The organism is Aeromonas sp. 3P, assembly GCF_051919745.1.
GTDB lineage: Bacteria > Pseudomonadota > Gammaproteobacteria > Enterobacterales > Aeromonadaceae > Aeromonas > Aeromonas veronii.
The window spans coordinates 4,208,967-4,232,370 of record NZ_JBQBED010000001.1 but is presented as its reverse complement, the minus strand read 5'-3'; the positions used below and the strand labels follow the sequence as shown (position 1 = coordinate 4,232,370).

19 protein-coding genes and 1 pseudogene are annotated in these 23,404 nt (G+C 57.7%); 18 read left to right on the top strand and 2 right to left on the bottom strand.

The window, feature by feature from the left end; translation table 11 throughout:
• The first annotated feature begins 466 nt into the window (after positions 1 to 466).
• The 4 genes from ACTG19_RS19680 (at position 467) to ACTG19_RS19665 (ending at position 5,084) form a co-directional block, all read left to right on the top strand.
• Complete coding sequence (locus ACTG19_RS19680; RefSeq protein ID WP_042020647.1) at positions 467 to 1,120, top strand: TetR/AcrR family transcriptional regulator; 654 nt, start codon at positions 467 to 469, stop codon at positions 1,118 to 1,120.
• Positions 1,121 to 1,168: 48 nt separating this feature from the next.
• Positions 1,169 to 3,493 (top strand): acyl-CoA dehydrogenase, encoded by a 2,325-nt coding sequence (locus ACTG19_RS19675; protein ID WP_439989446.1) that lies wholly within the window; start codon positions 1,169 to 1,171, stop codon positions 3,491 to 3,493.
• A 146-nt stretch (positions 3,494 to 3,639) separates the two neighbouring features.
• Positions 3,640 to 4,161, top strand: a complete 522-nt coding sequence (gene ruvC, locus ACTG19_RS19670; RefSeq protein WP_005334512.1) for a crossover junction endodeoxyribonuclease RuvC — start codon at positions 3,640 to 3,642, stop codon at positions 4,159 to 4,161.
• Between the two features lie 341 nt (positions 4,162 to 4,502).
• A complete protein-coding gene (locus tag ACTG19_RS19665; protein ID WP_113740723.1) occupies positions 4,503 to 5,084 on the top strand; it encodes a hypothetical protein in 582 nt (193 codons plus the stop codon).
• Positions 5,085 to 5,137: 53 nt separating this feature from the next.
• Here the strand turns inward: ACTG19_RS19665 and ACTG19_RS19660 are convergent, their stop codons facing one another.
• Entirely contained in the window at positions 5,138 to 6,328 is a 1,191-nt protein-coding gene (locus ACTG19_RS19660; protein ID WP_439989445.1) for a MalY/PatB family protein, read from the bottom strand.
• A gap of 87 nt (positions 6,329 to 6,415) precedes the next feature.
• Positions 6,416 to 8,002 (bottom strand): maltose/glucose-specific PTS transporter subunit IIBC, encoded by a 1,587-nt coding sequence (malX, locus tag ACTG19_RS19655; protein ID WP_421316211.1) that lies wholly within the window; start codon positions 8,000 to 8,002, stop codon positions 6,416 to 6,418.
• A 291-nt stretch (positions 8,003 to 8,293) separates the two neighbouring features.
• On the opposite strand from malX, the gene ACTG19_RS19650 reads away from it, so the two are divergent.
• From ACTG19_RS19650 to purB, 14 genes and pseudogenes are all read left to right on the top strand, one after another.
• Positions 8,294 to 9,331, top strand: coding sequence for a Mal regulon transcriptional regulator MalI (locus ACTG19_RS19650; RefSeq protein WP_113740727.1), 1,038 nt, complete (start codon positions 8,294 to 8,296; stop codon positions 9,329 to 9,331).
• A 205-nt stretch (positions 9,332 to 9,536) separates the two neighbouring features.
• Positions 9,537 to 9,800, top strand: a complete 264-nt coding sequence (locus tag ACTG19_RS19645; protein WP_113740728.1) for a hypothetical protein — start codon at positions 9,537 to 9,539, stop codon at positions 9,798 to 9,800.
• 416 nt (positions 9,801 to 10,216) lie between these two features.
• Positions 10,217 to 10,630, top strand: a complete 414-nt coding sequence (locus tag ACTG19_RS19640; RefSeq protein ID WP_439989444.1) for a hypothetical protein — start codon at positions 10,217 to 10,219, stop codon at positions 10,628 to 10,630.
• Between the two features lie 12 nt (positions 10,631 to 10,642).
• Positions 10,643 to 11,086, top strand: a pseudogene (locus ACTG19_RS19635) (DUF2971 domain-containing protein); the annotation flags it as partial.
• A 413-nt stretch (positions 11,087 to 11,499) separates the two neighbouring features.
• Positions 11,500 to 12,024: a hypothetical protein gene (locus ACTG19_RS19630; RefSeq protein WP_162628484.1), complete on the top strand. Its 525-nt coding sequence runs from the start codon at positions 11,500 to 11,502 to the stop codon at positions 12,022 to 12,024.
• A 1,092-nt stretch (positions 12,025 to 13,116) separates the two neighbouring features.
• Positions 13,117 to 15,024 carry a PTS fructose transporter subunit IIABC gene (locus ACTG19_RS19625; RefSeq protein ID WP_113740753.1) on the top strand — a complete coding sequence of 636 codons (1,908 nt, stop codon included), beginning with the start codon at positions 13,117 to 13,119 and terminating at the stop codon, positions 15,022 to 15,024.
• Between the two features lie 577 nt (positions 15,025 to 15,601).
• Positions 15,602 to 17,008 carry a hexose-6-phosphate:phosphate antiporter gene (uhpT, locus tag ACTG19_RS19620; RefSeq protein ID WP_005353611.1) on the top strand — a complete coding sequence of 469 codons (1,407 nt, stop codon included), beginning with the start codon at positions 15,602 to 15,604 and terminating at the stop codon, positions 17,006 to 17,008.
• A gap of 219 nt (positions 17,009 to 17,227) precedes the next feature.
• Positions 17,228 to 17,533: a PTS fructose transporter subunit IIB gene (locus tag ACTG19_RS19615; RefSeq protein ID WP_005334611.1), complete on the top strand. Its 306-nt coding sequence runs from the start codon at positions 17,228 to 17,230 to the stop codon at positions 17,531 to 17,533.
• Complete coding sequence (locus tag ACTG19_RS19610) at positions 17,533 to 18,300, top strand: PTS sugar transporter subunit IIA (RefSeq protein WP_113740755.1); 768 nt, start codon at positions 17,533 to 17,535, stop codon at positions 18,298 to 18,300. Before ACTG19_RS19615 ends, ACTG19_RS19610 begins: the two co-directional genes overlap by 1 nt.
• A 106-nt stretch (positions 18,301 to 18,406) precedes the next feature.
• Complete coding sequence (locus tag ACTG19_RS19605) at positions 18,407 to 19,282, top strand: pseudouridine synthase (protein ID WP_162628485.1); 876 nt, start codon at positions 18,407 to 18,409, stop codon at positions 19,280 to 19,282.
• 95 nt (positions 19,283 to 19,377) lie between these two features.
• The gene (locus ACTG19_RS19600) at positions 19,378 to 19,875 is read left to right on the top strand and encodes an NUDIX hydrolase (RefSeq protein WP_162628486.1); all 498 of its coding nucleotides are present in this window, start codon (positions 19,378 to 19,380) and stop codon (positions 19,873 to 19,875) included.
• 157 nt (positions 19,876 to 20,032) lie between these two features.
• The gene (mnmA, locus tag ACTG19_RS19595) at positions 20,033 to 21,139 is read left to right on the top strand and encodes a tRNA 2-thiouridine(34) synthase MnmA (RefSeq protein ID WP_005353619.1); all 1,107 of its coding nucleotides are present in this window, start codon (positions 20,033 to 20,035) and stop codon (positions 21,137 to 21,139) included.
• Positions 21,140 to 21,162: 23 nt separating this feature from the next.
• Positions 21,163 to 21,777 (top strand): high frequency lysogenization protein HflD, encoded by a 615-nt coding sequence (gene hflD / locus ACTG19_RS19590; protein ID WP_041208876.1) that lies wholly within the window; start codon positions 21,163 to 21,165, stop codon positions 21,775 to 21,777.
• A gap of 122 nt (positions 21,778 to 21,899) precedes the next feature.
• Complete coding sequence (gene purB, locus ACTG19_RS19585) at positions 21,900 to 23,270, top strand: adenylosuccinate lyase (protein ID WP_113740757.1); 1,371 nt, start codon at positions 21,900 to 21,902, stop codon at positions 23,268 to 23,270.
• The last annotated feature ends 134 nt before the right edge of the window (positions 23,271 to 23,404 follow it).

Sequence of the window (23,404 nt, the reverse complement as noted above, 5' to 3'; positions counted from 1 at the left end):
TCTCTCCCCTCATATTTTGAAAGGGCAGCATAGCAAAGAGCGGCAGCTTGGGCCACGCCAGTGCTTGCCACACTTTGTCACAAAATACCGCGAAGCTGACATAGTCTGAGGGGCTCTGGCTGGCATACTGCCCCCGTCGATACATGCCTGAACTCGCATCGACAGTTTGCCGTCAGGATGACGCGAACTCACTTTCCCCACCGTCGCGCCCTGCGGCGGTTTTTTTTGCCTGCAAGCCGCAAACCGGTAACAAACGCGCAAAAAAAGGCCCAACTAGCATGGTGCAGGTTGGGCGAGACTTAATGTTTAATTGCAGTGGCATAGATATAGAGTCCTGCTTTTTGACTAAGTTCCGCCCACTTTGCTTTTTTCATCGAAAAACATTCCGCTAACACTCATTCACATTCTCTTGACACTTCACGTTATGAAACGTACTTTTTAAACATTCGTTTAAGTGAGGTGTCCAGTGAGTAAAATCGATACCAAAAACCGTATTCTCGACGCCGCTGAAGTGCTGTTTGCCGAGCGGGGATTCGCCGATACCTCTTTGCGTCTGATCACCAGCGAGGCCGACGTCAATCTGGCTTCCGTGAACTATCACTTCGGCTCCAAGAAGGAGCTGATCCAGGCGGTGCTCGACCGCTATCTGAGCCTGTTTATGCCCGATCTCGATGCCCGCCTGCGGGTGCTGATGGAGCAGGAGCAGCTGACCCTGCTGCAACTCTTTGAAAGCTTCGTCGAGCCGCTGATGAAGCTATCCGCGGTGCGGGCCAACGGCCCGGCCATCTTCATGCAGCTGCTGGGGCGCGGCTATATCGACAGCCAGGGCCACCTGCGCCGCTTTATCACCGCCCACTACGGCCCTATTCTGATGCGTATCACCCAGGCCATCTCCAAGGCCAATCCGGCCCTGTCGCCAGCGGATCTCTTCTGGCGCCTGCACTTCACTCTGGGCACCGTCGTATTCACCATGGCCTCTGCCGATGCCCTGCGCGACATCGCCCTGGCCGACTTTGGCCAGCAGCTCGATGTGGAAGGGCTGGTGCGCAACGTTATTCCTTATCTGGCGTCCGGAGTCGGGGCGCCCGTGGAGTCGACCAGGCTCTCCCTGGCCGTGTAACAACCAACAATAAATCAACGGAAACAGTGAAATAGAAGGAACTTCGGTATGATCACATTGCTTGTCCTGCTGGTGCTGGCGATAGCCGTTGTGCTCGGCGTGCCCTCCATCCGTAAAAAGGTGGTAACCCGTCCGGTGTTCGGCATCTTCAAAAAGATATTGCCGCCCTTGTCAGCTACCGAGCGGGAGGCCATGGAGGCCGGCTCCGTCTGGTGGGATGGCGAGTTGTTTCGCGGCAACCCCGACTGGAAAAAACTGCACGGCTACGGCAAGGCCGAGCTGACCGCAGAGGAGCAGGCCTTTATCGACAATCAGGTCGAAACCCTGCTCGCCATGGTTGACGACTTCAAGATCGTCAACGAAACCAAAGACCTGCCGGAACCGGTGTGGGACTATCTGAAGAAGGAAGGCTTCTTCTCCCTGATCATCCCGAAATCCTACGGCGGCCGCGAGTTCTCGGCGATTGCCAACTCCACCATCGTCACCCGCATTGCCACCAAGAGTCTGAGCGTGGCGGTCACAGTCATGGTACCGAACTCTCTCGGCCCGGGTGAGCTGCTGATGCACTACGGCACCCAGGCCCAGAAAGATTTCTGGCTGCCGGGGCTGGCCAATGGCAAAGAGGTGCCCTGCTTCGCCCTGACCGGGCCGGAAGCGGGCTCCGATGCGGGCGCCATTCCTGACAAGGGGATCGTCTGCAAAGGGATGCACAAGGGTGAAGAGGTGCTGGGTATTCGCCTCAACTGGAACAAGCGCTACATCACCCTGGCGCCCCGCGCTACTGTGCTGGGGCTGGCGTTCAAACTCTATGACCCGGAAAGACTGCTGGGTGACAAGGAGGAGCTCGGTATCACCTGCGCGCTCATCCCCACCAGCCACCCGGGCGTGCGCGTCGGCGATCGCCACTACCCCATGGGTCTGGCGTTCCTGAACGGCCCGACCTTCGGCAAGGATGTGTTCATCCCGCTCGACTGGATCATCGGCGGCCCGGATTACGCTGGCCGTGGCTGGCGCATGCTGGTGGAGTGCCTCTCCGCCGGTCGCGGCATCTCGCTACCTGCCCTTGGCACCGCTTGCGGTCACATGGCGAGCCGCACCGTGGGTGCCTACTCCTACGTGCGCAAGCAGTTCGGCATGTCCATCGGCAAGTTTGAAGGGGTGCAAGAGGCGCTGGCTCGCATTGGCGGCCTCACCTATCAGCTGGAAGGGGCCCGTCGTATGACCGCCGGTTCGCTGGACTTGGGTCAGGCACCGGCCATCGTCACCGCGATTTCCAAGTACCACATGACCGAGATGGCGCGCCAGATCATGGATGACTCCATGGATATCCACGCCGGTCGTGCCATCCAGCTGGGCCCGAAAAACTACACCGGCTACGCCTACATGGGGATTCCGGTCGCCATCACGGTGGAAGGGGCCAACATCCTGACCCGCAACCTGATGATCTTCGGGCAAGGGGCTACCCGCTGCCACCCGTACGTCTTTGCCGAGCTGGAAGCAGCGGCTGACACCGACGTGGAGCGCGGTCTCGAGAAGTTTGACGCCCTGCTGATGAAACACATCGCCTTTGGCGCCGGCAACTTCTTCGGTTCACTGTTCCAGGGGCTGACTCTGGGTCAATTCAACAGAGCGCCGGTAGCCGGTGAAACCGCTCGCTACTACAAGCAGCTCTCCCGCATGAGTAAAGGGCTGGCCCTGTGCGCCGACGTCTCCATGCTGATGCTGGGTGGCGATCTCAAGCGCAAGGAGATGATCTCCGCCCGTCTGGGTGACGTGCTAAGCCACCTCTATCTGGCCTCCGCCACCCTCAAACACTACGAGGATCAGGGCCGTATGGTCTCCGATCTGCCGTTCGTGCAGTACGCGGTGGAGCGCAACCTCTACCTGATTGGCAAGGCGTTCGAGGGCTTCTTCCAGAACTTCCCGAACAAGGTGGTGGGTGCCGTACTCAAGCGCGTGGTGTTCCCGTTCGGCGTCGGTTACAAGATGCCGGCCGACGATCGTTGCCACGCCATCTGTCTGGCCATGATGAAGCCGGGCGAGTTCCGCGACCGTCTGACCGCCCTCTGCTACGTCGGCAAAGACGAGGCGGACCCGGTTGGTCTGATGGAGCGTGCCTTCCAGGCCATGGTCGCCGTGCAGCCCTACGAGAAGAAACTGGTGCAGGCCCAGAAAGAGGGCAAACTGCCCCGCAAACTGGCGCTGCCGGAACTGGTGGAAGCAGCGTTGGCCAAATCGGTACTGAGCAAGGACGAGGCAGACAAGCTGCTGGCCGCCGATGCCCTGCGCTACGAAGCGATTCAGGTAGACAACTTCGCCCCGGGCGAGCTGGAGGGAATGGCGCAGGCCAGCCCCATCCATCACGCCGCCTGACAAGCGATAATCAAAAAGGCCCCTTTCGGGGCCTTTTTTTATGGCAATCGCCACGCACTGACCGTTCGCACATCCTGCGTACAGCCAAGCAGGCCGGAGTTTGCTATCTTGGCGGCCATCACTCGCGTTTAGAGCAATCAACACCCATGAGCATTATTTTGGGCATCGATCCGGGTTCGCGGATCACCGGATACGGGGTTATCCGGGTCGTGGGCGGCAAGGCCGAATACTTGGGCTCTGGCTGCATCCGCACCGATTGCGGCGAGCTGCCGGAGCGCCTCAAGCAGGTTTATGACGGGGTATGCGAGATCATCACCCAGTTCAAGCCCACCGAGTTTGCCATCGAGCGGGTCTTTATGGCCCGCAACGCCGACTCGGCCCTGAAACTGGGGCAGGCCCGGGGCAGCGCCATCGTCGCCGCGGTCAATGCCTACCTGCCGGTGAGCGAATACTCCGCCACCCAGATCAAGCAGGCAGTGGTGGGCACCGGCGGCGCTGCCAAGGAGCAGGTGCAGCATATGGTGACCCATCTGCTGAAACTCTCCGCCACCCCGCAGGCGGATGCAGCAGATGCCCTCGGCGTCGCGCTCTGCCACCTGCACACCCGCCAGAGCCTGATCAAGATGGCTGGCCGCGCCAGCAGCTCGGTACGCGGCCGCTATCGCTGAGCCCTTGTGTCGTCCACGGCTCATCTCGGTATCGCAAAATAAAAAACCGCCCCGGATCTCCGGGGCGGTTTTGTTTTGGGCGCGGAATAGAGAGCAATCCGGAGAGCAAGGTCATGCACGCCAGCTCCATCAAAAGTTGCAATCGAGCGACACGTGCGCCGACGTGACGAGCAACTCGATTATCATCGTAAACCCGTACCGTATTGCCATCAGACACAACGCGAAAGAGGCTTATAAATCACACTCTTGGCAATAGATACTTGCTTTCAATTAGTCGTGTCCGCAAACAATACAACCTCGAGTTACAAACTGATATGAATCATGCCAAGGAAGAATTAGATATGGAAAAAATCGGACTTTCCGCTATCGCCCTTCTGCTATGTGGTTGTTCTGCTGCTGGCGTCGTAAAAAGCAACGACCCTTGGCAAAATCTGGCCCAAGCAGATGTGCTGATTGAACATGGGCGGGCAACCGCTGCAGAAAAACTTATCGTCGAAGCCAGAAACCTTTGCAAGGAAGACGCGGTTTGCCATGCCATGGCAGATAGAGAATATGCCCTGCTACTCCTATCTTCTTCCGTTGGTTCTACTTGGGCAGAACACTATAAAGAACAAGGATTTATAGATCAGACAGTCAACCTGCAAAACAGGACAATCAAGGCTGCAGCATATCTGGATCAGGCCGCCACTCAGCTAAATACAACAACCGCTTACGACAAGCTGAGCAATGTGCAGCTACTAAAAGCCTCTGTCTATCAGGAACTGCAGGATCAAAAAAGTACTTGTTCATCCCTGGCTCAAGCGCTGACAGCCTACCAAGATAATCTGCGCCATAACCCAAGCGCAGCCCCGCAGGGGGTGGATGGTTACGCCTCGCTGGGAGACTATATCATCGCACGGCAGAAAGCCGTTCGCTGTATGTAAACAGGTATCTTATGGTTCAGTGCCCCTTGCCAGCATTGGCAAGGGGCACTGTGTTAAACCACCTCCCCCAGCGCGCCGATCAGGGCGTCGAGCCCCTGGTCAACCTTCGAGCGCGGGCAGCCGACGTTGAGGCGGATATAGCCTGTGCCTTCCGGGCCGTAGGTGTCGCCGCGCATGATGGCGACCCGGTATTTCTCCACCAGCACGGTTTGCAGCGCATCCATCCGTTTGGTGGAGTCGATGCCAAGACCGCGCAGGTCAATCCAGGCGAGATAGGTTCCCTCGGGCACCCGATAGTCGATGGCGGGGAAAGCGGCGTTGAGCCGCGCCGCCACATGGTCGAGGTTGCCGTGCAGATAGCTTTTCAGGGCATCGAGCCAGGCAGCGCCATCGCGATAGGCACTGATATGGGCCAGCACCCCGAGAATGGGCGGTGATGAAAGACCATGGGCCGCCTTGAGCCGCTGCAGATAGGCGGCCCGCGCTTCTGCGTTGGCGATAAAGGCGTAGGCGCCGCCAAGGGCGGGAATATTGAAGGATTTGGAGCCCGAGTTCACCAGCGCCCATTGATCGTCCGGTGCCACCTCGCTCCACGGCAGATAGCGGGCAAAGCTCACATCCATATGGATGTCGTCCGAGATGACCTTGACCCCGTGGCGCTGGCAGATGGCAGCCATCCGGCCGAGTTCATCCCGCGTCCAGACCCGCCCGGTGGGGTTGTGGGGGCTGCAAAGCAGCAAAATCCGGCAATCGGGACGAGCGGCTTGCTGCTCGAAACATTGCCAGTCGATCTGGTAACTCCCCTCTGACTTTTTGAGCGGGCATGGCAGCAGCACCCTGTCGTTGGCAGCCAGCATATTGCCGAAGGCATCGTAGGCGGGGGTATGCACCAGCACTCCTTCCCCCGGCGCCGACCAGAGGCTCACCAGCTGGGCAATCACATAGATGACCGAGGGGCCGTAGACCAGCGTCTCGGGGTCGAGGCTCGCGCCGTAGCGGTGGGCAAACCAGTTGCTCACCGCCCCTTTAAAGTCATCGTGATTCCAGCGGCTGTAGCCAAATACCCCGTGCTCCAGGCGAGTTGCCAGGGTCTGGCGAATGCAGGGAGCGGTCTCGAAATCCATGTCGGAGATGGTAAAGGGGAGCAGATCGGCATGGCCAAAACGGTCGGCTACATAGTCCCATTGGGTGCAGTAGGTGCCGTGGCGGTCGACCACATGGTCGAAGTCATAAATATCGTGCATGAAGTTTCTCCCTCCATAAACAGGAGACATATTGGGAGAGGCAAACAAGGGGGGCTTACGCCCCCCGTTCGGATCTTATTGGCCAGTTCAGGCCCCCATCAGGCTCTGCAGCTGGTTTTTCACCAGATGCACCTGCGGGCCGATCACCACCTGCAAGTTGTGCTCGTCGAGCTTGATCACCCCGATGGCGCCGTTCGCTTTCAATACCTTGTCATCGACCCGGCTCATGTCCTGCACCGACATCCGCAGGCGGGTGATGCAGTTATCGAGCGCGAGGATGTTATCAGCGCCGCCCAGCGCATTGAGGATGATTTCACCGTTGTAACCGCTGTTGCCTGCCTTCTTGCCTGCGGGCTGGGCAGCCTCGCTGGTCTCGATTTCGCGGCTCTCTTTTTCACGACCAGGGGTTTTCAGGTTAAAGCGCACGATGGCGAAGCGGAACACGCTGTAGTAGATGGCAAACCAGATAGCGGCCGCGACCGGCACCAGATACCACTTGGTAGCGGTGCCTTGCAGCACGCCGAACACCAGAAAATCGATGAGGTTGCCGTCAGTGTTGCCGATGGTGACGCCGAGCAGCCCCATGGTCATAAAGCCCAGACCGGTCAGGATGGCGTGAATAACGTAGAGCACCGGTGCCACGAACAGGAACAGGAACTCCAGTGGCTCGGTGATGCCGCCGATGACGCAGGCCACCACGCCGGAGACCAGCAGCGCCTTGATCTTGCCACGATTTTCCGGGCGAGCGCAGTGATACATGGCGAGCGCCGCGCCCGGCAGGCCGCCGAGGAAGGCAGGCATCTTGCCCTGCGAGAGGAAGGAGGTGGCAGAGACCGAGAAGCCGGAAGTGTCGGCGCAGGAGAGCTCGGCGTAGAAGATATTGAGGGCGCCGCTCACCTCGTGACCGCATACCAGCTGGGTGCCGCCCGCTTCGGTAAAGCGGATCAACGCCACCAGAATGTGGTGCAGGCCGAGTGGCAGCAGCAGGCGCTCACCGGTACCGAACAGAAAGGGGCCAAAGGGGCCGGCGTGGGAGATGAGCGCCCCGATACCGTTAATGCCGGCGGCAAACCAGGGCCAGGCGAACGGCACGACCAGACCGACTACACCCAGCACCAATACAGTGATGATGGGCACGAAGCGAGCGCCGCCGAAGAAGGCGAGCGCATCGGGCATCTTGTAGGTGTAGAAACGGGCGTGCAGTTTGGCGACGATCACCCCGACGATGATGGCCCCCAGAATCCCGGTGTCGATGGAGCTGATACCGAGGATCGATTTCACCCCGTAGGCCTTCTCCGCCGCTGCGTCACCGATGACGTTGGCCACGGTCAGGTAGAAGTTGATGGAGAGGTTGAGCGCCGCATAGCCGACGAAACCGGCAAAGGCCGCGACCCCCTTCTCTTCTCGCGCCAGCCCGAGCGGAATGGCCACCGCAAACATCACCGGCAGATAGATAAAGGCCACCAGCCCCACCTTGGTCATCCAGAGGAACAGCAGTTGCAGCACGGTATTGTCGAGGAAGGGCATGCTCTGCTTGACCGCATCGCTGGTGAGCGAGCTGCCGACACCGAGCAGGATGCCCGAGAAGGCCAGCAGGGCGACCGGCAACATAAAGGTCTTGCCGAGGCTCTGCAGGAACTCCCAGATGGTGGATTTGGCTTGAGGCTTGGCCATGAAACGGCTCCTTGTGAATAGACAGCAATATCTGCGGCTGCCCTCCCCCGCTCGAGGCAATCTCGACGCAATCTCGAAGCAAAAGGCGCGGGTCAGCATCAGGTTTTGCTGGATGATAAAACGTTTTATCAATTTACAAGTGCCGACAGGATCACAGAATAAGGGGGCTGGCTGGCAGCAGGATCCAAATTTGTGAGCCGGATCGGCCAGATGGTGATGTAACGTTTCACTTGGGCATATGAGCAGGTATGCTTGAGCCTCGCTCTCAACTGTCCGTCGTCCATTCGCCCTATGTCGCCCAAATCCCTCTCTGCCAAAGCCACCAAGATCACCGATGTCGCCCAGCGGGCGGGAGTGTCGGTCACCACCGTCTCCATGGTGCTCAACGGCAAGGGGCGCATCTCGCCGGCCACCGCCGAGCGGGTGCAGCAGGCGATAAAAGAGCTCGACTATGTGCCCAACAGCGCCGCCGCCAACCTGCGCAGCCAGCAATCCAACCTGGTGGGGCTGATCCTGCGCGACATCACCGACCCCTTCTATACCGAGGTGACCGCCGGGGTGAGCGAGGTGCTGGAGCAGCAGGGCTATCTGCTGTTTCTGACCCAGTGCGGCCACAGCCCGAAGCGGCTGCAGCAGAGCATCCACTCCCTGTCACGGCAGGGGGTGGCGGGCATCATCTTCAATCCGGTGCGCGGCGCGGCGGCCAAAACCCTGGAGACCCTGCTCGATTCCGAGCTGCCGGTGGTGTGCGCCGCCCGCTCCTACTATCGCGATGACGTGGACTTTATCGGCCCCGACAATACCCACGCCGCCAAGCAGGCCACCACCTACCTGATCGAACAGGGCCACCGCCATATCGCCTACGTCGGCGGACGGGCCGACTCCCTCACCCGTGCCGAGCGGATCGGCGGCTACTGCGCCAGCCTGCTGCAATATGGCCTCCCCTTCAAACCGGAGTGGGTACTGGAGTGCGAGCGCACCCAGCGCAGCGCCGCCGACACCATCGCCCAGCTGCTGCACCAGCACCCCAAGGTGACCGCCGTGCTCTGCCACTACCCCGAGGTGGCGCTCGGCGCCATCTATGGCGTCGAGGCGAGCGGCCGCACCGTGGGCAAGGACAACTACATCGGCCAGCAGGTGGCCCTGCTCGGCTTTGACGATGTGGCGGAGGCCGAACTCACCTCCCCCGCACTCACTTTCGTCAGCTCACCGGCCCGCGAAATCGGCCGTCAGGCGGCAAAACGACTGCTGACCCGGATGCAGCAACCCGAGCTCGCCCCCAACCGCCATATCATCACCCCCAACTTGCAGAAGCGAGAATCAGCCTGAGCTGGCTGGACAAGCCCGAGCTCACCCCACCCGCCATATCATCACCGCTCACCAGCAAACCGCAGAAGCGGGAGTCGGTCTGAACTGGCTGGGCAAGCCTGCAGCAGCGCAAAACGTGAGGCCGCTCACTGCGCCGGCAAGGAGAGATTGAGAGCCAAGTGGAGAGGAATATGATGGGCGCCTGCCTCACTTCACGAGCCCATTTATGAGCCACCCGCACGACCAAAATCCGCCAACTGAAATCCATCGCTGTGACAAATGCGGCGAGCGTACCCGCCATATCGTGGTGCTGGTCGCCCGCGATCACAGCCAGGACATCATGCCCAAGGATCCGCGCAAAGCCTTCTGGCAAGCCTTTACTTCCAGCAGCATCACCAACTGGGCGTTTGGTGAAACACTGGCCTACCAGACCACCCATGTAAAACATCTAATTTGTGAGCGGTGCGGGGAGAAGTTTCTGGAGTATTGAGTGTCGGTAGTACCCGGCAAGAGGTGAAGCTCAGCTTGCGGTCGCCGTGCCAAGCGGGCAGATAACACCCACTTAGTGAGCAATTTATTGATCTTTGGCAGGTTTTTGCCCGACTGCGGTTTTACCCTGCCCCTCTCTCGATTAATATGCCTCACTTGGCAACCACTCTTGCAGAGATCACCCTGTGCAGCCGTTTCGCCATCCACCACATCGCCGGATAACCGCAGCAGGCTGGAGGCTGTAATCCACGGGCGGTAGCGTGTCTGCAAGAAATGGATCTAGTGATATATCCCTCGCGATCGTCTGATTACGTTTTATGCACCTCAGTAATCTACCAGAGTTTTTATGCAACCAAGGCTTGTCTAAACTCCTGTGCTATGAGAGATATATCAAGTAATAAGAAGGAATCATCAAAAATGATTGGTACGAATTTAATTTATAAATTCTTCCCCTATAACCCTCATGACTTAGACGCCCTTGCAAATAATTACTTATGGTTCAGTAATTACAAAGACTTTAATGATCCATTTGAGGATGTTTTTATTGAGAATGTTCTTAATGTTGACATTGATAGCTATAATCAAACAAAAGCCATTGAATTTTACAAAATGCTGCACAAAGAACACCTTCCTCAATATAAAATTGAAGAGGCGTTACTTCAATTAAAAATTAACAATCAATTAGAAAGCCATTATATCAATACAATATATTCAACCTTGAGTTTTGCAAAAAAAAGACTATCTGACTTAGTAAAAAACTCACGAATGACATGCTTTGCCAAAGATAATATTGAAAAAAATAAACTTGCTATAAAAAATAGGTTAATGTAGTCACATTATGCCAATGGGTTAAGAGGGTTTTGTATTGAGTACGACACTCTGACCTTAATCGAAGGTATATCTAAAGAGATTGGTAACAAGGTCGGTTATAGCACAATACAATACGGAAAACTGAAGAAATATGGCGCAGAAGAACTGCTATTCAATACACTAAAAAATATTCAAAGAGATCACAGTTCACTAGGAATTGGCACACTAACCACATTAAAATCATCTGAATGGGAATACGAAAGAGAGTTTAGGCTTTTTGTGCCAGAACAGTCTCTAGTAACTATCCCGCCAGAAGCCATAAAGACAATTACCATAGGTTGTAAAATGGATGAACTTAAGCGCAACACTCTCCTTTCAATTATAAGAGGCAATCCACGAATAAATTGTAAAATAAATTATGCACACATTAACCCAAATACTTTTGAGATAGAAGTGAATGAATCAGATGGGAATTAGAATATTTACACATATATAAAGTCTTATACCCGTAAGAATATTCAGACACTCGCGTAATAAACACTACCTTCCGCCTCAACACTTTCTAACCAAACAAGCGGTGCAATTCACTTCGTTAATTTTCCCCTACGACTACTACACTTGATTTCAGAATAAAAAAAGCAATCCAGTTATGGCTAAATTCATATGCTGAAAACTCAGAAAAATTAGTTGCTTTTGTCAAACGACATGACCGAATCGTTGCCGATAGTCGCTATGCAAATTTTCCTACAAAAAGCCTATAAAAGTGACTTCTAAAATCTTTTAAAAAATCCACATTCCGGCCTCTATAATTTTTTACCACAAAGCATCGCAATTAAATTTGCTGATCTCAACCTACGGTACTACAACTTTAAATATCAAGACAAAACATTATGAAAGCACGTGTGATTTACTTTTTTTGTTTCCTCGGGTTATCCAGTCAAATCTCATTTGGTAGTGATACCGGCTCTCAAGTACCACCTCGGACAGAGGACTACCCGGCCCCCCCTGTATATAAAGGTAAGCCAGCCAAGCTTTCACTAGACTCTGAATTGGCCAGAACATTCCGCACCCGACTTACCGCGGCCTTGTCACAAAAACCAGTATATGCTGGTGAATATGTACTGACAGGCTGGGGATGTGGTTCATCAGGTTGTTATGATCAAGTTCTTGTCAACAAACGCACGGGAAAGGTACTTGATACGGTATTTAATGCTTATAGCTCATATGATGTAAATGATGAGTCTGATACCCGTGTGGGAGAATGGATAGAATCTCCCCAAATTGATAGCCGCCTTCTCACAACGGTTAAAGTTGAAAACAGTCAAGACGGAAAAAAATTTGTTTATTACACGAACTATTACATTGTTGATAAAAACCAGCTTACGCTCATAAAAACGATTCAAGATAACCCGTAGGTTCGAATAGCGAAACATATTCGGACATTTGCGTCACCACCTCTACCTTCGAGCCATCACATTTTCTGTGAGCAAACTGCGGTGCAATGCACTTCGTTTATTGCACCCTACGGAACCACTCCTTATGAACGTCTCTAATAAGATATTTTTCTCAAGTTTAATCATGCATGCCTGTGCATTATTATTAATTAAAGGATTTTCAGACTATGGAAGTGATTTACATCTTAAGTTATTGCTCTTTTTTTGGTGCACTGGCTCATTCTACGGAGTTTTTTTATTCAAAAAATACACTGTTCAACCGCCCCCTTCACCACTTCTTCATACTATAAAGCTGGCAATCTTGTATCTGCTCATGGCCATACCTATTGTCTTGGCACTTCTATTTTTATGCCTATCGATAGCATTAAAGGGAGTCAAATTTTAAGATCTCTTGTACGCAAACTCAGGGCTATGGGCTCAAAGAATAAAGCGGCGTTTCTCGCAATCTCGCAATCTCGCAAGAGACCTAATATCAGCACATAGGTTCGAATAGCGGAGCGTATTCGAACGTTCGCATTATCACCTCTATCTTTTCGGCCATCCCCTCTCTTGCTACCACCCTCCCAGCCCAAACAGGCGGTGCAATTCACTCTGTTCATTGCACCCTACGTCTCCCATCCCCCTCTGCGTTCGCTCTGCCAATCCAATTGGCCTCCGCCATCAGGCGCATAAAAATCCTAATCCGCCCGACGAAACTGCGACTTTTTGTGAGAAAGGTCACATCTTATAACGCCTTAAAACCACATATAAATCCAGACCCCGCTGGTGATTAATTTATTGACATGATGCATTACAAACCTGGTTACGAGACCAGTCACAATCCATTTATTTGTTTTTAAAGACAAAATTAGCAATAACCTGAAAATGGTGAGTCCTGCCTGAAAACGGGATCTTCATCACATCGCGTTTTACTGCGCACAAAAATCCAGTGATTAGCACATTTGTCCGATAGGGAGGGGGCGAGCGAGCCACGATAATGAACAGGTCATTTTTATCCAGTACGTCGATACGTACTCACGCATAGCTTCCGTCACCGGAAGCGGGGAGAGCGCCATGATCACCACCTTGATCAATGAACATCTGATCAACCTCGATTTGAAAGCGACGCGTAAGGAAGAGGTCTTCACCGAAATGGCCCGCCTGCTGGCGTCGCAAGGCAAAGTCAGCGACGAGCAGGCCTTTATCAAGGATCTGTGGGCCCGCGAAGAGCTGGGCAACACCGGCTTTGAAGAGGGCGTGGCCCTGCCCCACGCCAAGAGTGCGGCGGTATGCAACCCGGCGGTCGCCATCGGCATCAGCCGCAATGGCATCGAGTACGGCGCCGAAGATGGCAAGCCATCCCATATTTTCTTTATGATCGCCTCCCCCGATGGCGGCGCCAACCACCATATCGAGGTGCTGGCCGAGCTCTCCGGCAAGCTGATCGAAGAGGGCTTTATCGCCAAGCTGCTGGCGGCGAAAACTCCGGCCGATGCGCTGGCGCTGCTGCTGGCCAAGAAAGAAGAGCAGAGCGCGGCCCCGACCACCAGCAAAGGCTTTATCATCGGTGTCACCGGCTGCCCGGCCGGAATCGCCCACACCTATCTGGCGGCCGAATCGCTGGAGCGTGCCGCCAAGGAGCTCGGTTATGAGGTGAAGGTGGAGACCAACGGTTCCATCGGCGTCAAGAACAGCCCGACCGCGGACGAGATCGCCCGCGCCACCGCCATCGTGGTCGCCTGTGACAAGCAGGTGGATATGGCCCGCTTCAACGGCAAGCCGCTCATCAAGACAGGCGTGAAGGCCCCCATCAAGGATGGCAAGGGTCTGATCGAGCAGGCCCTGAAAGCCCCCTCCTATGTGGCTGGCAAAGAAGATAAAAAAGGTGAGGAGAAGAGCGCAGGCGGCAGTTCCGATCTCTATCGCTACCTGATGAACGGCGTCTCTCACATGATCCCGTTCGTGGTGACCGGTGGTCTGTTGATTGCGCTGGCACTGGCCATCGGCGGCAACCCGACCCCGAGCGGCATGCAGATCCCGGAAGGGAGCATGTGGAACCAGATCCTCAACGTGGGCGTGGCCGCCTTCACCCTGATGATCCCCATTCTGGCGGGTTATATCGCCTACGCCATCGGTGATCGTCCGGCGCTGGCACCGGGCTTTATCGGTGGCTGGATCGCCAACAACGGCAGCTTCTACGGCGCGGATGCCGGTACCGGCTTTATCGGTGCCATCATTGCGGGCCTCCTGGTCGGCTATCTGGTGCGCTGGATTGCGACCCGTCAGTACCACAAGATGGTGCAACCGCTGGTGCCGATCCTGATCGCCCCCATCGTCGGTTCCCTGTTTATCGCTGCGGTATTTATCTTCATCATCGGCGCCCCGATTGCCGACATGATGACCGGCCTCAACGCCATGCTGCTCTCCATGAGCGGTGGCAGTCTGGTGCTGCTGGGTATCGTGCTGGGTGGTATGGCCGGCTTTGATATGGGTGGCCCGGTCAACAAGGTGGCATTCCTGTTCTCGGTCGGCATGATCGCCTCCGGTCAGACCCAGTTTATGGGTGCCATGGCCTGCGCCATCCCGGCCGCGCCCCTTGGCATGTCGCTGGCTACCGTACTCGGTCGCAAGCTCGGTATCTTCGATGCCTCTGAAATCGAAGCGGGCAAAGCCGCCGGTGCCATGGGTCTGGTGGGTATCTCCGAAGGGGCGATTCCGTTCGCCGCCCGTGACCCGCTGGCCGTTATCCCGGCCAACATTCTGGGCAGCATGACCGCCGCCGTGATGGCCTTCCTGTTTGGCATCACCAACAGCGTTGCCCACGGTGGCCCCATCGTGGCCCTGCTGGGTGCGGTCAACAAGCCGCTGCTGGCGCTGCTCTGCATGATCTGCGGTGCCATCGTCACCGGCGTGGTGGCGGTTGCCCTGAAAAAACTGCGGGTCAAAAAGAGTGATGAGGTAACTCTGGCCAAGGCGGCCTGAGTGCCCCCTCGCCATCGCGGCTCCTAGACCATAAAAGAGGCCACCCCACGGGGTGGCCTCTTGTTTTTGGGGATAGCTGGCGGGCCGTATTTCCCAATATCGCCCCCCGAGAAATAGTGGTCGATAAGCACTCTTCCTCGTCTCTCCCTTCACCTCTCTCCTTGCCTTTCCCTTGCTCCCTTCTGGCCTCTCCCCTCCTCAGCCCAGCACTCACACAGAGCGCCAAACTGGCTGAAATGGCAGCAATCCGGCGTCAGCGGTGTGATGTTTCTCACGCTTTGTCCGCGAAAGCGCAAAAACTAGGAAAATTTCCTAGCCCCACTAGGGATGGCTCTCAAGCCATTTTTTGCCCCTCTTATTAGAGTCACCTCACCTGATGTCGTGACCCGCACCGCGACGGGCAATGTGCCCCGTCATTCCGTGCCGGGCCCGGGTTTATATGGATGGAGCGTCGAGCGCAGCAACGGCTGACAGCCCCGACGTTCCGTTCCCCCTTCCGTGGCGTGACCTCGAACAACCTATCTACAAATGAGGGGCGCGGCGGAAATACCGTCTATCTCGCAGAGGATGAACGAAGATGTTGAAATTGCTCCAACAGGTCCGGGTCCCCACCCTCGACCTGCCGGTCGAAGCCCGGCGCAAGCTCTGGTTCAAGCCGTTTATGCAATCTTATCTGGTTGTATTTATTGGCTATTTGACCATGTATCTGATCCGCAAGAACTTCAACATTGCGCAAAATGACATGATCCAGGAGTACGGTCTCTCCATGACCGAGCTTGGCATGATCGGCCTTGGCTTCTCCATCACCTACGGGGTGGGCAAGACCATCGTCTCCTACTACGCCGATGGCAAGAACACCAAGCAGTTCCTGCCGCTGATGCTGATCCTCTCCGCACTCTGCATGCTGGGCTTCAGTGCCAGCATGGGCGGCACCGGTTTCAGCCTCTACTTCATGATCTTCTTCTATGCCCTGAGCGGTTTCTTCCAGAGCTGTGGTGGTTCCTGCAGCTACTCCACCATCACCAAGTGGACCCCTCGCAACAAGCGCGGCACCTATCTGGGTATGTGGAACCTCTCTCACAACGTGGGCGGTGCCGGTGCAGCCGGTGTGGCGTTGTTCGGTGCCAACTACCTGTTTGATGGCAACGTGCTCGGCATGTTTATCTTCCCCTCCATCATCGCGCTGATCGTCGGCTTTATCGGCCTGCGCTTTGGTAGCGACTCGCCGGAAGCCTACGGCCTTGGCAAGGTGGAAGAGCTGTTTGACGAAGTGGCGAGCGAAGAGGATATCGCTACCGAAGAGCAGCAGCTGACCAAGTGGCAGATCTTCGTGAAGTACGTGCTGCTCAACAAGGTGATCTGGCTGCTCTGCTTTGCCAACATCTTCCTCTACGTGGTGCGTATCGGTATCGACCAATGGTCTACCGTCTATGCCCACCAGGAGCTTGGCTTCTCCAAAGACGTGGCCATTCAGGGCTTTACCTTCTTCGAAGTGGGCGCACTGGTCGGCACCCTGATGTGGGGTTACCTCTCGGATCTGGCCAACGGTCGCCGTGGTCTGGTTGCCTGTGTGGCGCTAGCGCTGATCATCGCCACCCTGGGTCTCTACCAGCATGCGACTACCCAGTTTATGTTCCTGGGTTCCCTGTTCACCCTGGGCTTCCTGGTGTTTGGCCCGCAACTGCTGATCGGCGTCGCCGCCGTGGGCTTCGTCCCCAAGCAGGGCATCAGCGTGGCCGATGGCGTCAAGGGCACCTTCGCTTACCTGATTGGTGACAGCTTCGCCAAACTGGGTCTGGGCATGATCGCCGATGGCACCCCCATCTTCGGTCTGACCGGCTGGACTGGCACCTTCGCCGCTCTCGATATCGCAGCCGCCGCCTGTCTGGTACTGATGGGTTGTGTCGCGGTCGCCGAGGAGCGCAAGATCCGCCGCATCAAGCGCGAACTGAAAGCCGCCGAGCTGGCTGCCCAGACCGCCTGATAGCCATAACAACAGACGCAGATTGTTCAGGGCCACCCACAGGGGTGGCCCTTGTTGTTTGGAGCAACCAGACACCCGACTGGCCCGGCATGAGCCTGCACTGCCGTTCAAGGGACGGGCATATCCCCATCAAGATCCCACTTTTCATATGGACTTTTGGTAAAAGCCCCCCGCTGGCGCTATCTTGTTGCTCCCCCTTGTCAGCATCACAGAGAGCAGATGAAGATCGTCGCCGTCACCGCTTGCCCGACCGGTATCGCCCATACCTATATGGCTGCCGATGCCCTGCAAAAAGCCGCCACTGGGCTGGGACTCAAGATCAAGGTCGAGACTCAGGGCGCCATGGGCATGGAAAACATGCTGACCGCCCGCGATATTGCCAGCGCCGACCTGGTGCTGATTGCCTCCGATATCGAGATTGAGCAGAAAGAGCGCTTCCTCGGCTGCACCATCCATCAGGTGAGACTGGAAACAGTGCTGCTGGATGCCAACGCCGTACTCAAGGCCCTGCCGATCCCGGCCTGATGCTGACCCGCGAGATCACCTTCTACTGCCAGCAGGGGTTGAGCATCACCCAGGCCAAGCAGTTGAACCGGCTGGCGGGGATGTTCAAATCCACCATCCACTGCGCCAACCTCACCCGGCGCCAGACCGTTGCCGCCAGCAACCAGCTCTCCCTGTTGACCCTCGCCACCCAACCCGGCGATCTCTGCCAGTTGCAGATCGAAGGGTGCGATGCCGAGCTCGCCCACATGGCCTTCACCTGCTGGTGCGGGGAGCTGGGTCAACCGCTGGTGCGCCCGCACACCGCCGCACTGGCGGAGTTGCGACTGGCCAACGCCCTGCCCGACTACCAGTTTGCCCTGCGCCAGCTGGCCCACAGCCCCGAACCGCTGAGCAAGGCCGAGGCCCTCGAGCATCTGATCGATCTGCTGCCCGCCGAGCTGCTCACCGACCGCGCTACACTGACCGCCGCGGTGGAACGGCGCGAGCAGGTCTCAGCCACCATCATCCGCCCCGGCCTTGCCATGCCCCATGTATTGAGCGAAGGGATCAGCCAGCCAGCGCTGACCCTGCTTAGCTGCAAGGAGCCCATCGAGTGGGGCTCTCAAATCGGGCCGGTGCAAACCATCATTTTGCTGGCGGTGCCGGTTGGTAGCGGACGGGAGACCCTGCGCCCCCTCACTAGACTGGCGCAGGCGATGATCGACGATGTGGTTAGCCACGCCCTGCTGTTGGCGGGCTCGGCCCCCGCCCGTCAGGCTATCGTCATCGAGAGCCTGCTGAGCTAGGCGAATTGGCTCTGGGCACTGCTTGTTGTGACGCCACAGCCATTCATCCTGCCCTCAGCACCCTGTGGTACACTCGCTGCCATCGTCTGTCTGAAGTGTGTATCCGATGAAATCTCCCCGCCCCCGTCTCTCTGTCAGCCGTTCGCCGCGCGATAACGCCCCGCGCACGGCGGCCAAACCAGCCGCACCTCGCCATGCATCCCCCCACAAACCGGAGCTGGCCCCAGCGGATCGCAAATTGCTCCTGCTGAACAAGCCCTACATGGTGCTCTGCCAGTTCACCGACGAGGCGGGCCGCGAGACTCTCAAGGATTACATCAGCGAGCCCGGCATCTACGCCGCAGGTCGGCTTGACCGCGACAGCGAGGGGCTGTTGCTGCTCACCAATGACGGCAAGCTGCAGGCGCACCTCACCCAGCCGGGGGAGAAGACCCCCAAGACCTACTGGGTGCAGGTGGAAGGGATCCCGAGCGAAGAGAAACTGGCCGCCCTGCGCGCCGGAGTGGAGCTCAACGACGGCATGACCCTGCCTGCCGGGGCGCGCATCATGGATGAACCTGCGGTGTGGCCGCGCAATCCGCCCATTCGCGAGCGCAAGGAGATCCCCACCAGCTGGCTGGAGATCAAAATCATCGAGGGGCGCAACCGCCAGGTACGGCGGATGACCGCCCATATCGGCCACCCCACCCTGCGCCTTATTCGCTACGCCATCGGCGACTGGACCCTGGATGGTCTGGCACCCGGCGAGAGCCGCAGCCTGCCCGCCCCCGAGCTGGCGCCCGCCCCGCGCAGGACACAGACACCCAACAAACCACGCAGTCAGGGCTCGGGCAGCAGCAATCCGCGCAACGCACAATCGACCCGAAGCCCCCATGGTCAGGGCCAGGGGCGCGACAGCCGTGACACGAGCCCGCGCCCGGCCAATCGCAGTAGCGGCCGTGGCACCGCGCGCCGACCGGCCCGCAGCAAACCATCGGAGTAACGCGCAGCCCGCTGGCAATCGCATTGTAAAGAACAGCGCTGAATCGAGCCCCCGCTTCGGCCGGGGCCAAACCGGTAACGAGACAAGGAGTCCTTATGAGCGATAACCTTCCTGCATCGCAGGAGAAAACGCCGCACGAGCGTATGCAGGCCAGATTGACGGTCGCCGCGCTGGTGCAGTGGCAGGGCCGCTTTCTGGTGGTGGAGGAGGAGATAAAAGGCCAGCGCCGCTTCAACCAGCCCGCTGGCCATGTAGAGGCCGGTGAAGATCTGCTCACCGCAGCCTGCCGCGAGCTGAAAGAGGAGACGGGGCTGACCGCCACGCCTACTTCCTGGCTTGGCACCTATCTCTACAAACCGGCCGACAGCGAGGCCACCTATGTGCGCACCGCCATCATCTTCGACCTTGAAAAAGCGCCCGGTCAGCACCATCCAGAGGATCCTGACGGCGATATTCTCGCCTGCCACTGGCTCACCCTGGAGGAGATCGCCGAGTGCAAACCGGCCCTGAGAAGCCCCTTGGTGTGGCAGTGCATCGAGGATTATCTGGCGGGTACACGGCTGCCACTGTCGGCACTCAAGGCCTTTATTTGAGGCCATTTGACACTCTTTTACGGCCACGCTGGCCAACAACAGAAAAACGATTTCCTGCTATCAGGCTCCTGATGGGAACTGCGGCATGGATATGTGACCGGGGGCGCAAAACTCTGGTAGAATACGCCCCGTTTAAACGAACTGGTAACTTCGACTAATGACAGACAACAGCCAAATCAAGGTGATCGTCGGCATGTCCGGCGGCGTGGATTCTTCCGTCTCGGCCTACCTGCTCCAGCAGCAGGGCTATCAGGTCGAAGGCTTGTTCATGAAGAACTGGGAAGAAGACGACACGGACGAGTACTGCTCTGCCGCCCAGGATTTGGCTGATGCCAAGGCCGTCTGCGACAAGCTGGGGATGAAACTCCACACCATCAACTTCGCCGCCGAGTACTGGGACAACGTGTTCGAGCACTTCCTCGAAGAGTACAAGGCTGGCCGCACACCGAACCCGGATATCCTGTGCAACAAGGAGATCAAGTTCAAGGCATTCCTCGAATTTGCTGCCGAAGAGCTGGGAGCCACCTACATCGCCACCGGCCACTATGTGCGCCGTGACGACAGCACCGGCCGCCCGCGCCTGCTACGCGGTCTCGATACCAACAAGGATCAGAGCTACTTCCTCTACACCCTGAGCGAGAAGCAAGTGGGTCAGAGCCTGTTCCCGGTTGGCGATCTGGAGAAGCCGGAGGTGCGCCGCATCGCCGAGCAGCTGGATCTCATCACCGCCAAGAAGAAAGACTCCACCGGTATCTGCTTTATCGGCGAGCGCAAGTTCAAGGACTTCCTGGCCAAGTTCCTGCCCGCCCAGCCCGGTAAAATCGAGACCGTGGATGGCAAGGTGATCGGCGAGCATCAGGGTCTGATGTATCACACCCTGGGCCAGCGCAAGGGGCTCGGTATCGGCGGGCGCAAAGATGCCACCGAAGAGGCCTGGTATGTGGTCGACAAAGAGGTCGAACGCAACGTGCTGGTGGTGGCGCAGGGTGAACATCCCCGCCTCTACTCCGATGGTTTGATTGCCAGCCAGCTGCACTGGGTGGATCGCACCCCCATTCGCGAGCCGCGTCGCTGCACCGTCAAGACCCGCTACCGCCAGCAGGATATCCCCTGCCTGATCCAGCCCATCGACGACGAGACCATCCGGGTCATCTTCGACGAGAAGCAGGCTGCGGTGACCCCGGGCCAATCCGCCGTCTTCTACGACGGGGAAGTGTGTCTGGGCGGCGGCATCATCGAACAGCGTTTCAGCCATCCGGTTTGAGCCAATAGCAAAAGGCAGCATACGTGAGCGATAAATTCCAAGACAGAACCATGGCCTTTGCCGGCATCTGCCAGGCGGCCGCGCTGGTCCAGAAGGTGGCCCGCGACGGCAGCTGTGACGAGGCCGCCCTGCGCGAGAGCCTCTCCAGCATTCTGGTGACCAATCCGAGCCACCCGCTCGAGGTGTTCAACAACACCCATCTGGCCATTCGCGACGGCTACCGCGCGCTGGTCGAGCAGCTGGGAGCCGATGGCAGCCAGAAGAATGCCGAGCTGACCCGCTACGTGGTGAGCCTGATTGCGCTGGAGCGCAAGCTGGCCAAGCGCAAGGACATTCTCAACATGCTGGGTGAGCGGATCAGCCAGATCGGTCGCCAGCAACAGCATTTCGATCTGCTCGACGAGCAGATCCTGGCCAACATGGCGAGCATCTACAGCGACCTTATCAGCCCCATCGGGCCGCGCATTCAGGTGGCCGGCACCCCGCTGTTCCTGCAGCAGCCGCTGGTGCAGCACAAGGTACGCGCCCTGCTGCTGGCAGGCATCCGCGCCGTGGTGCTGTGGCGCCAGCTCGGTGGCAGCCGCACCCAGATCATCTTCGCTCGCAAGAAGATGGTGGAACTGGCCAAGCGTTACTAATCATTGGCTTGCGCGCAGGCAGAGGGAGGACAAGGTGAACAGCCGCACATCAGCCTTGATACACCCCGACCGGCGCGCAAGTGAATACGGATCCCCCACACCAATCATCAGGAGTTCACCCCATGGAGCTGTCCGCGCTGACTGCTGTTTCCCCGATTGACGGTCGTTATGGCGACAAGGCCGATGCCCTGCGCCCTATCTTCTCCGAATTCGGCCTGCTGCGTTTTCGCGTTGAAGTCGAGGTTCGCTGGTTGCAGAAACTGGCCAGCCACGCCGGGATCCCGGAAGTCCCTGCCCTGAGCTCGGCCGCCAACGCCCTGCTCGATGGCATCGTCAGCAACTTCAACGAGAGCGACGCCGCCCGCATCAAACAGATCGAGCGCACCACCAACCATGATGTGAAAGCGGTGGAGTACTTCCTCAAAGAGAAGGTCGAAGTGAACCCGGAGCTGGCGGCTGTCAGCGAGTTCATCCACTTCGCCTGCACCTCGGAAGACATCAACAACAACTCCCACGGTCTGATGCTGAAAACCGCCCGCGAAGAGGTCATCAAGCCTTATTGCGAGAAGCTGATCGGCGAGATCAAGCGTCTGGCCCACGAGTACCGCGATATGCCGCTGCTCTCCCGCACCCACGGCCAGCCGGCGACCCCGAGCACCATGGGCAAGGAGATGGCCAACGTCGCCTACCGTCTGGAGCGCCAGTACAAGCAGATCATGGCGGTGGAGATCCTCGGCAAGATCAACGGTGCGGTCGGCAACTACAACGCCCACATCAGCGCCTATCCGGAAGTGGACTGGCACCAGTTCTCCGAGGAGTTCGTTACCTCCTTGGGCCTTTCCTGGAACCCCTACACCACCCAGATCGAACCGCACGACTACATTGCCGAGCTGTTCGACGCCATGGCCCGCTTCAACACCATCCTGATCGACTTCGACCGCGATGTGTGGGGCTACATCTCCCTGGGCCACTTCAAGCAGCGCACCATCGCCGGCGAAATCGGCTCCTCCACCATGCCGCACAAGGTCAACCCCATCGACTTCGAGAACTCCGAAGGCAATCTGGGTCTGGCCAACGCCGTGTTCCAGCATCTGGCGAGCAAACTGCCCATCTCCCGCTGGCAGCGTGATCTCACCGACTCGACCGTGCTGCGCAATCTGGGCGTTGCCATCGGCTATTCCCTTATCGCCTACCAGTCCACCCTCAAGGGTATCTCCAAGCTGGAAGCCAACGACGCCGCCATGGCCGCCGATCTGGACGCCAACTGGGAAGTGCTGGCCGAGCCGATCCAGACCGTCATGCGCCGCTACGGTATCGAGAAGCCCTACGAGAAGCTCAAGGAGCTGACCCGTGGCCGCCGTGTCGATGCCGAAGGGATGCGCACCTTTATCGACACCCTGGAGCTGCCGGAAGCGGTCAAGGTTGAGCTGAAGAAGCTGACCCCGGCCAACTACATCGGTGACGCCCAGCGTCTGGTTGATCTGCTGAAATAAGCGGATAAATGAGATCACCGGGGCCCTGTGCATGATCTGCAACAGGGCCCCGGTTATTTTATGTGGCACCCTATACACGGTTTGCAAGAGGGCTTGCCCGAGGCCGACAGCCGCCTCTGGCAAGACCTCTCCTG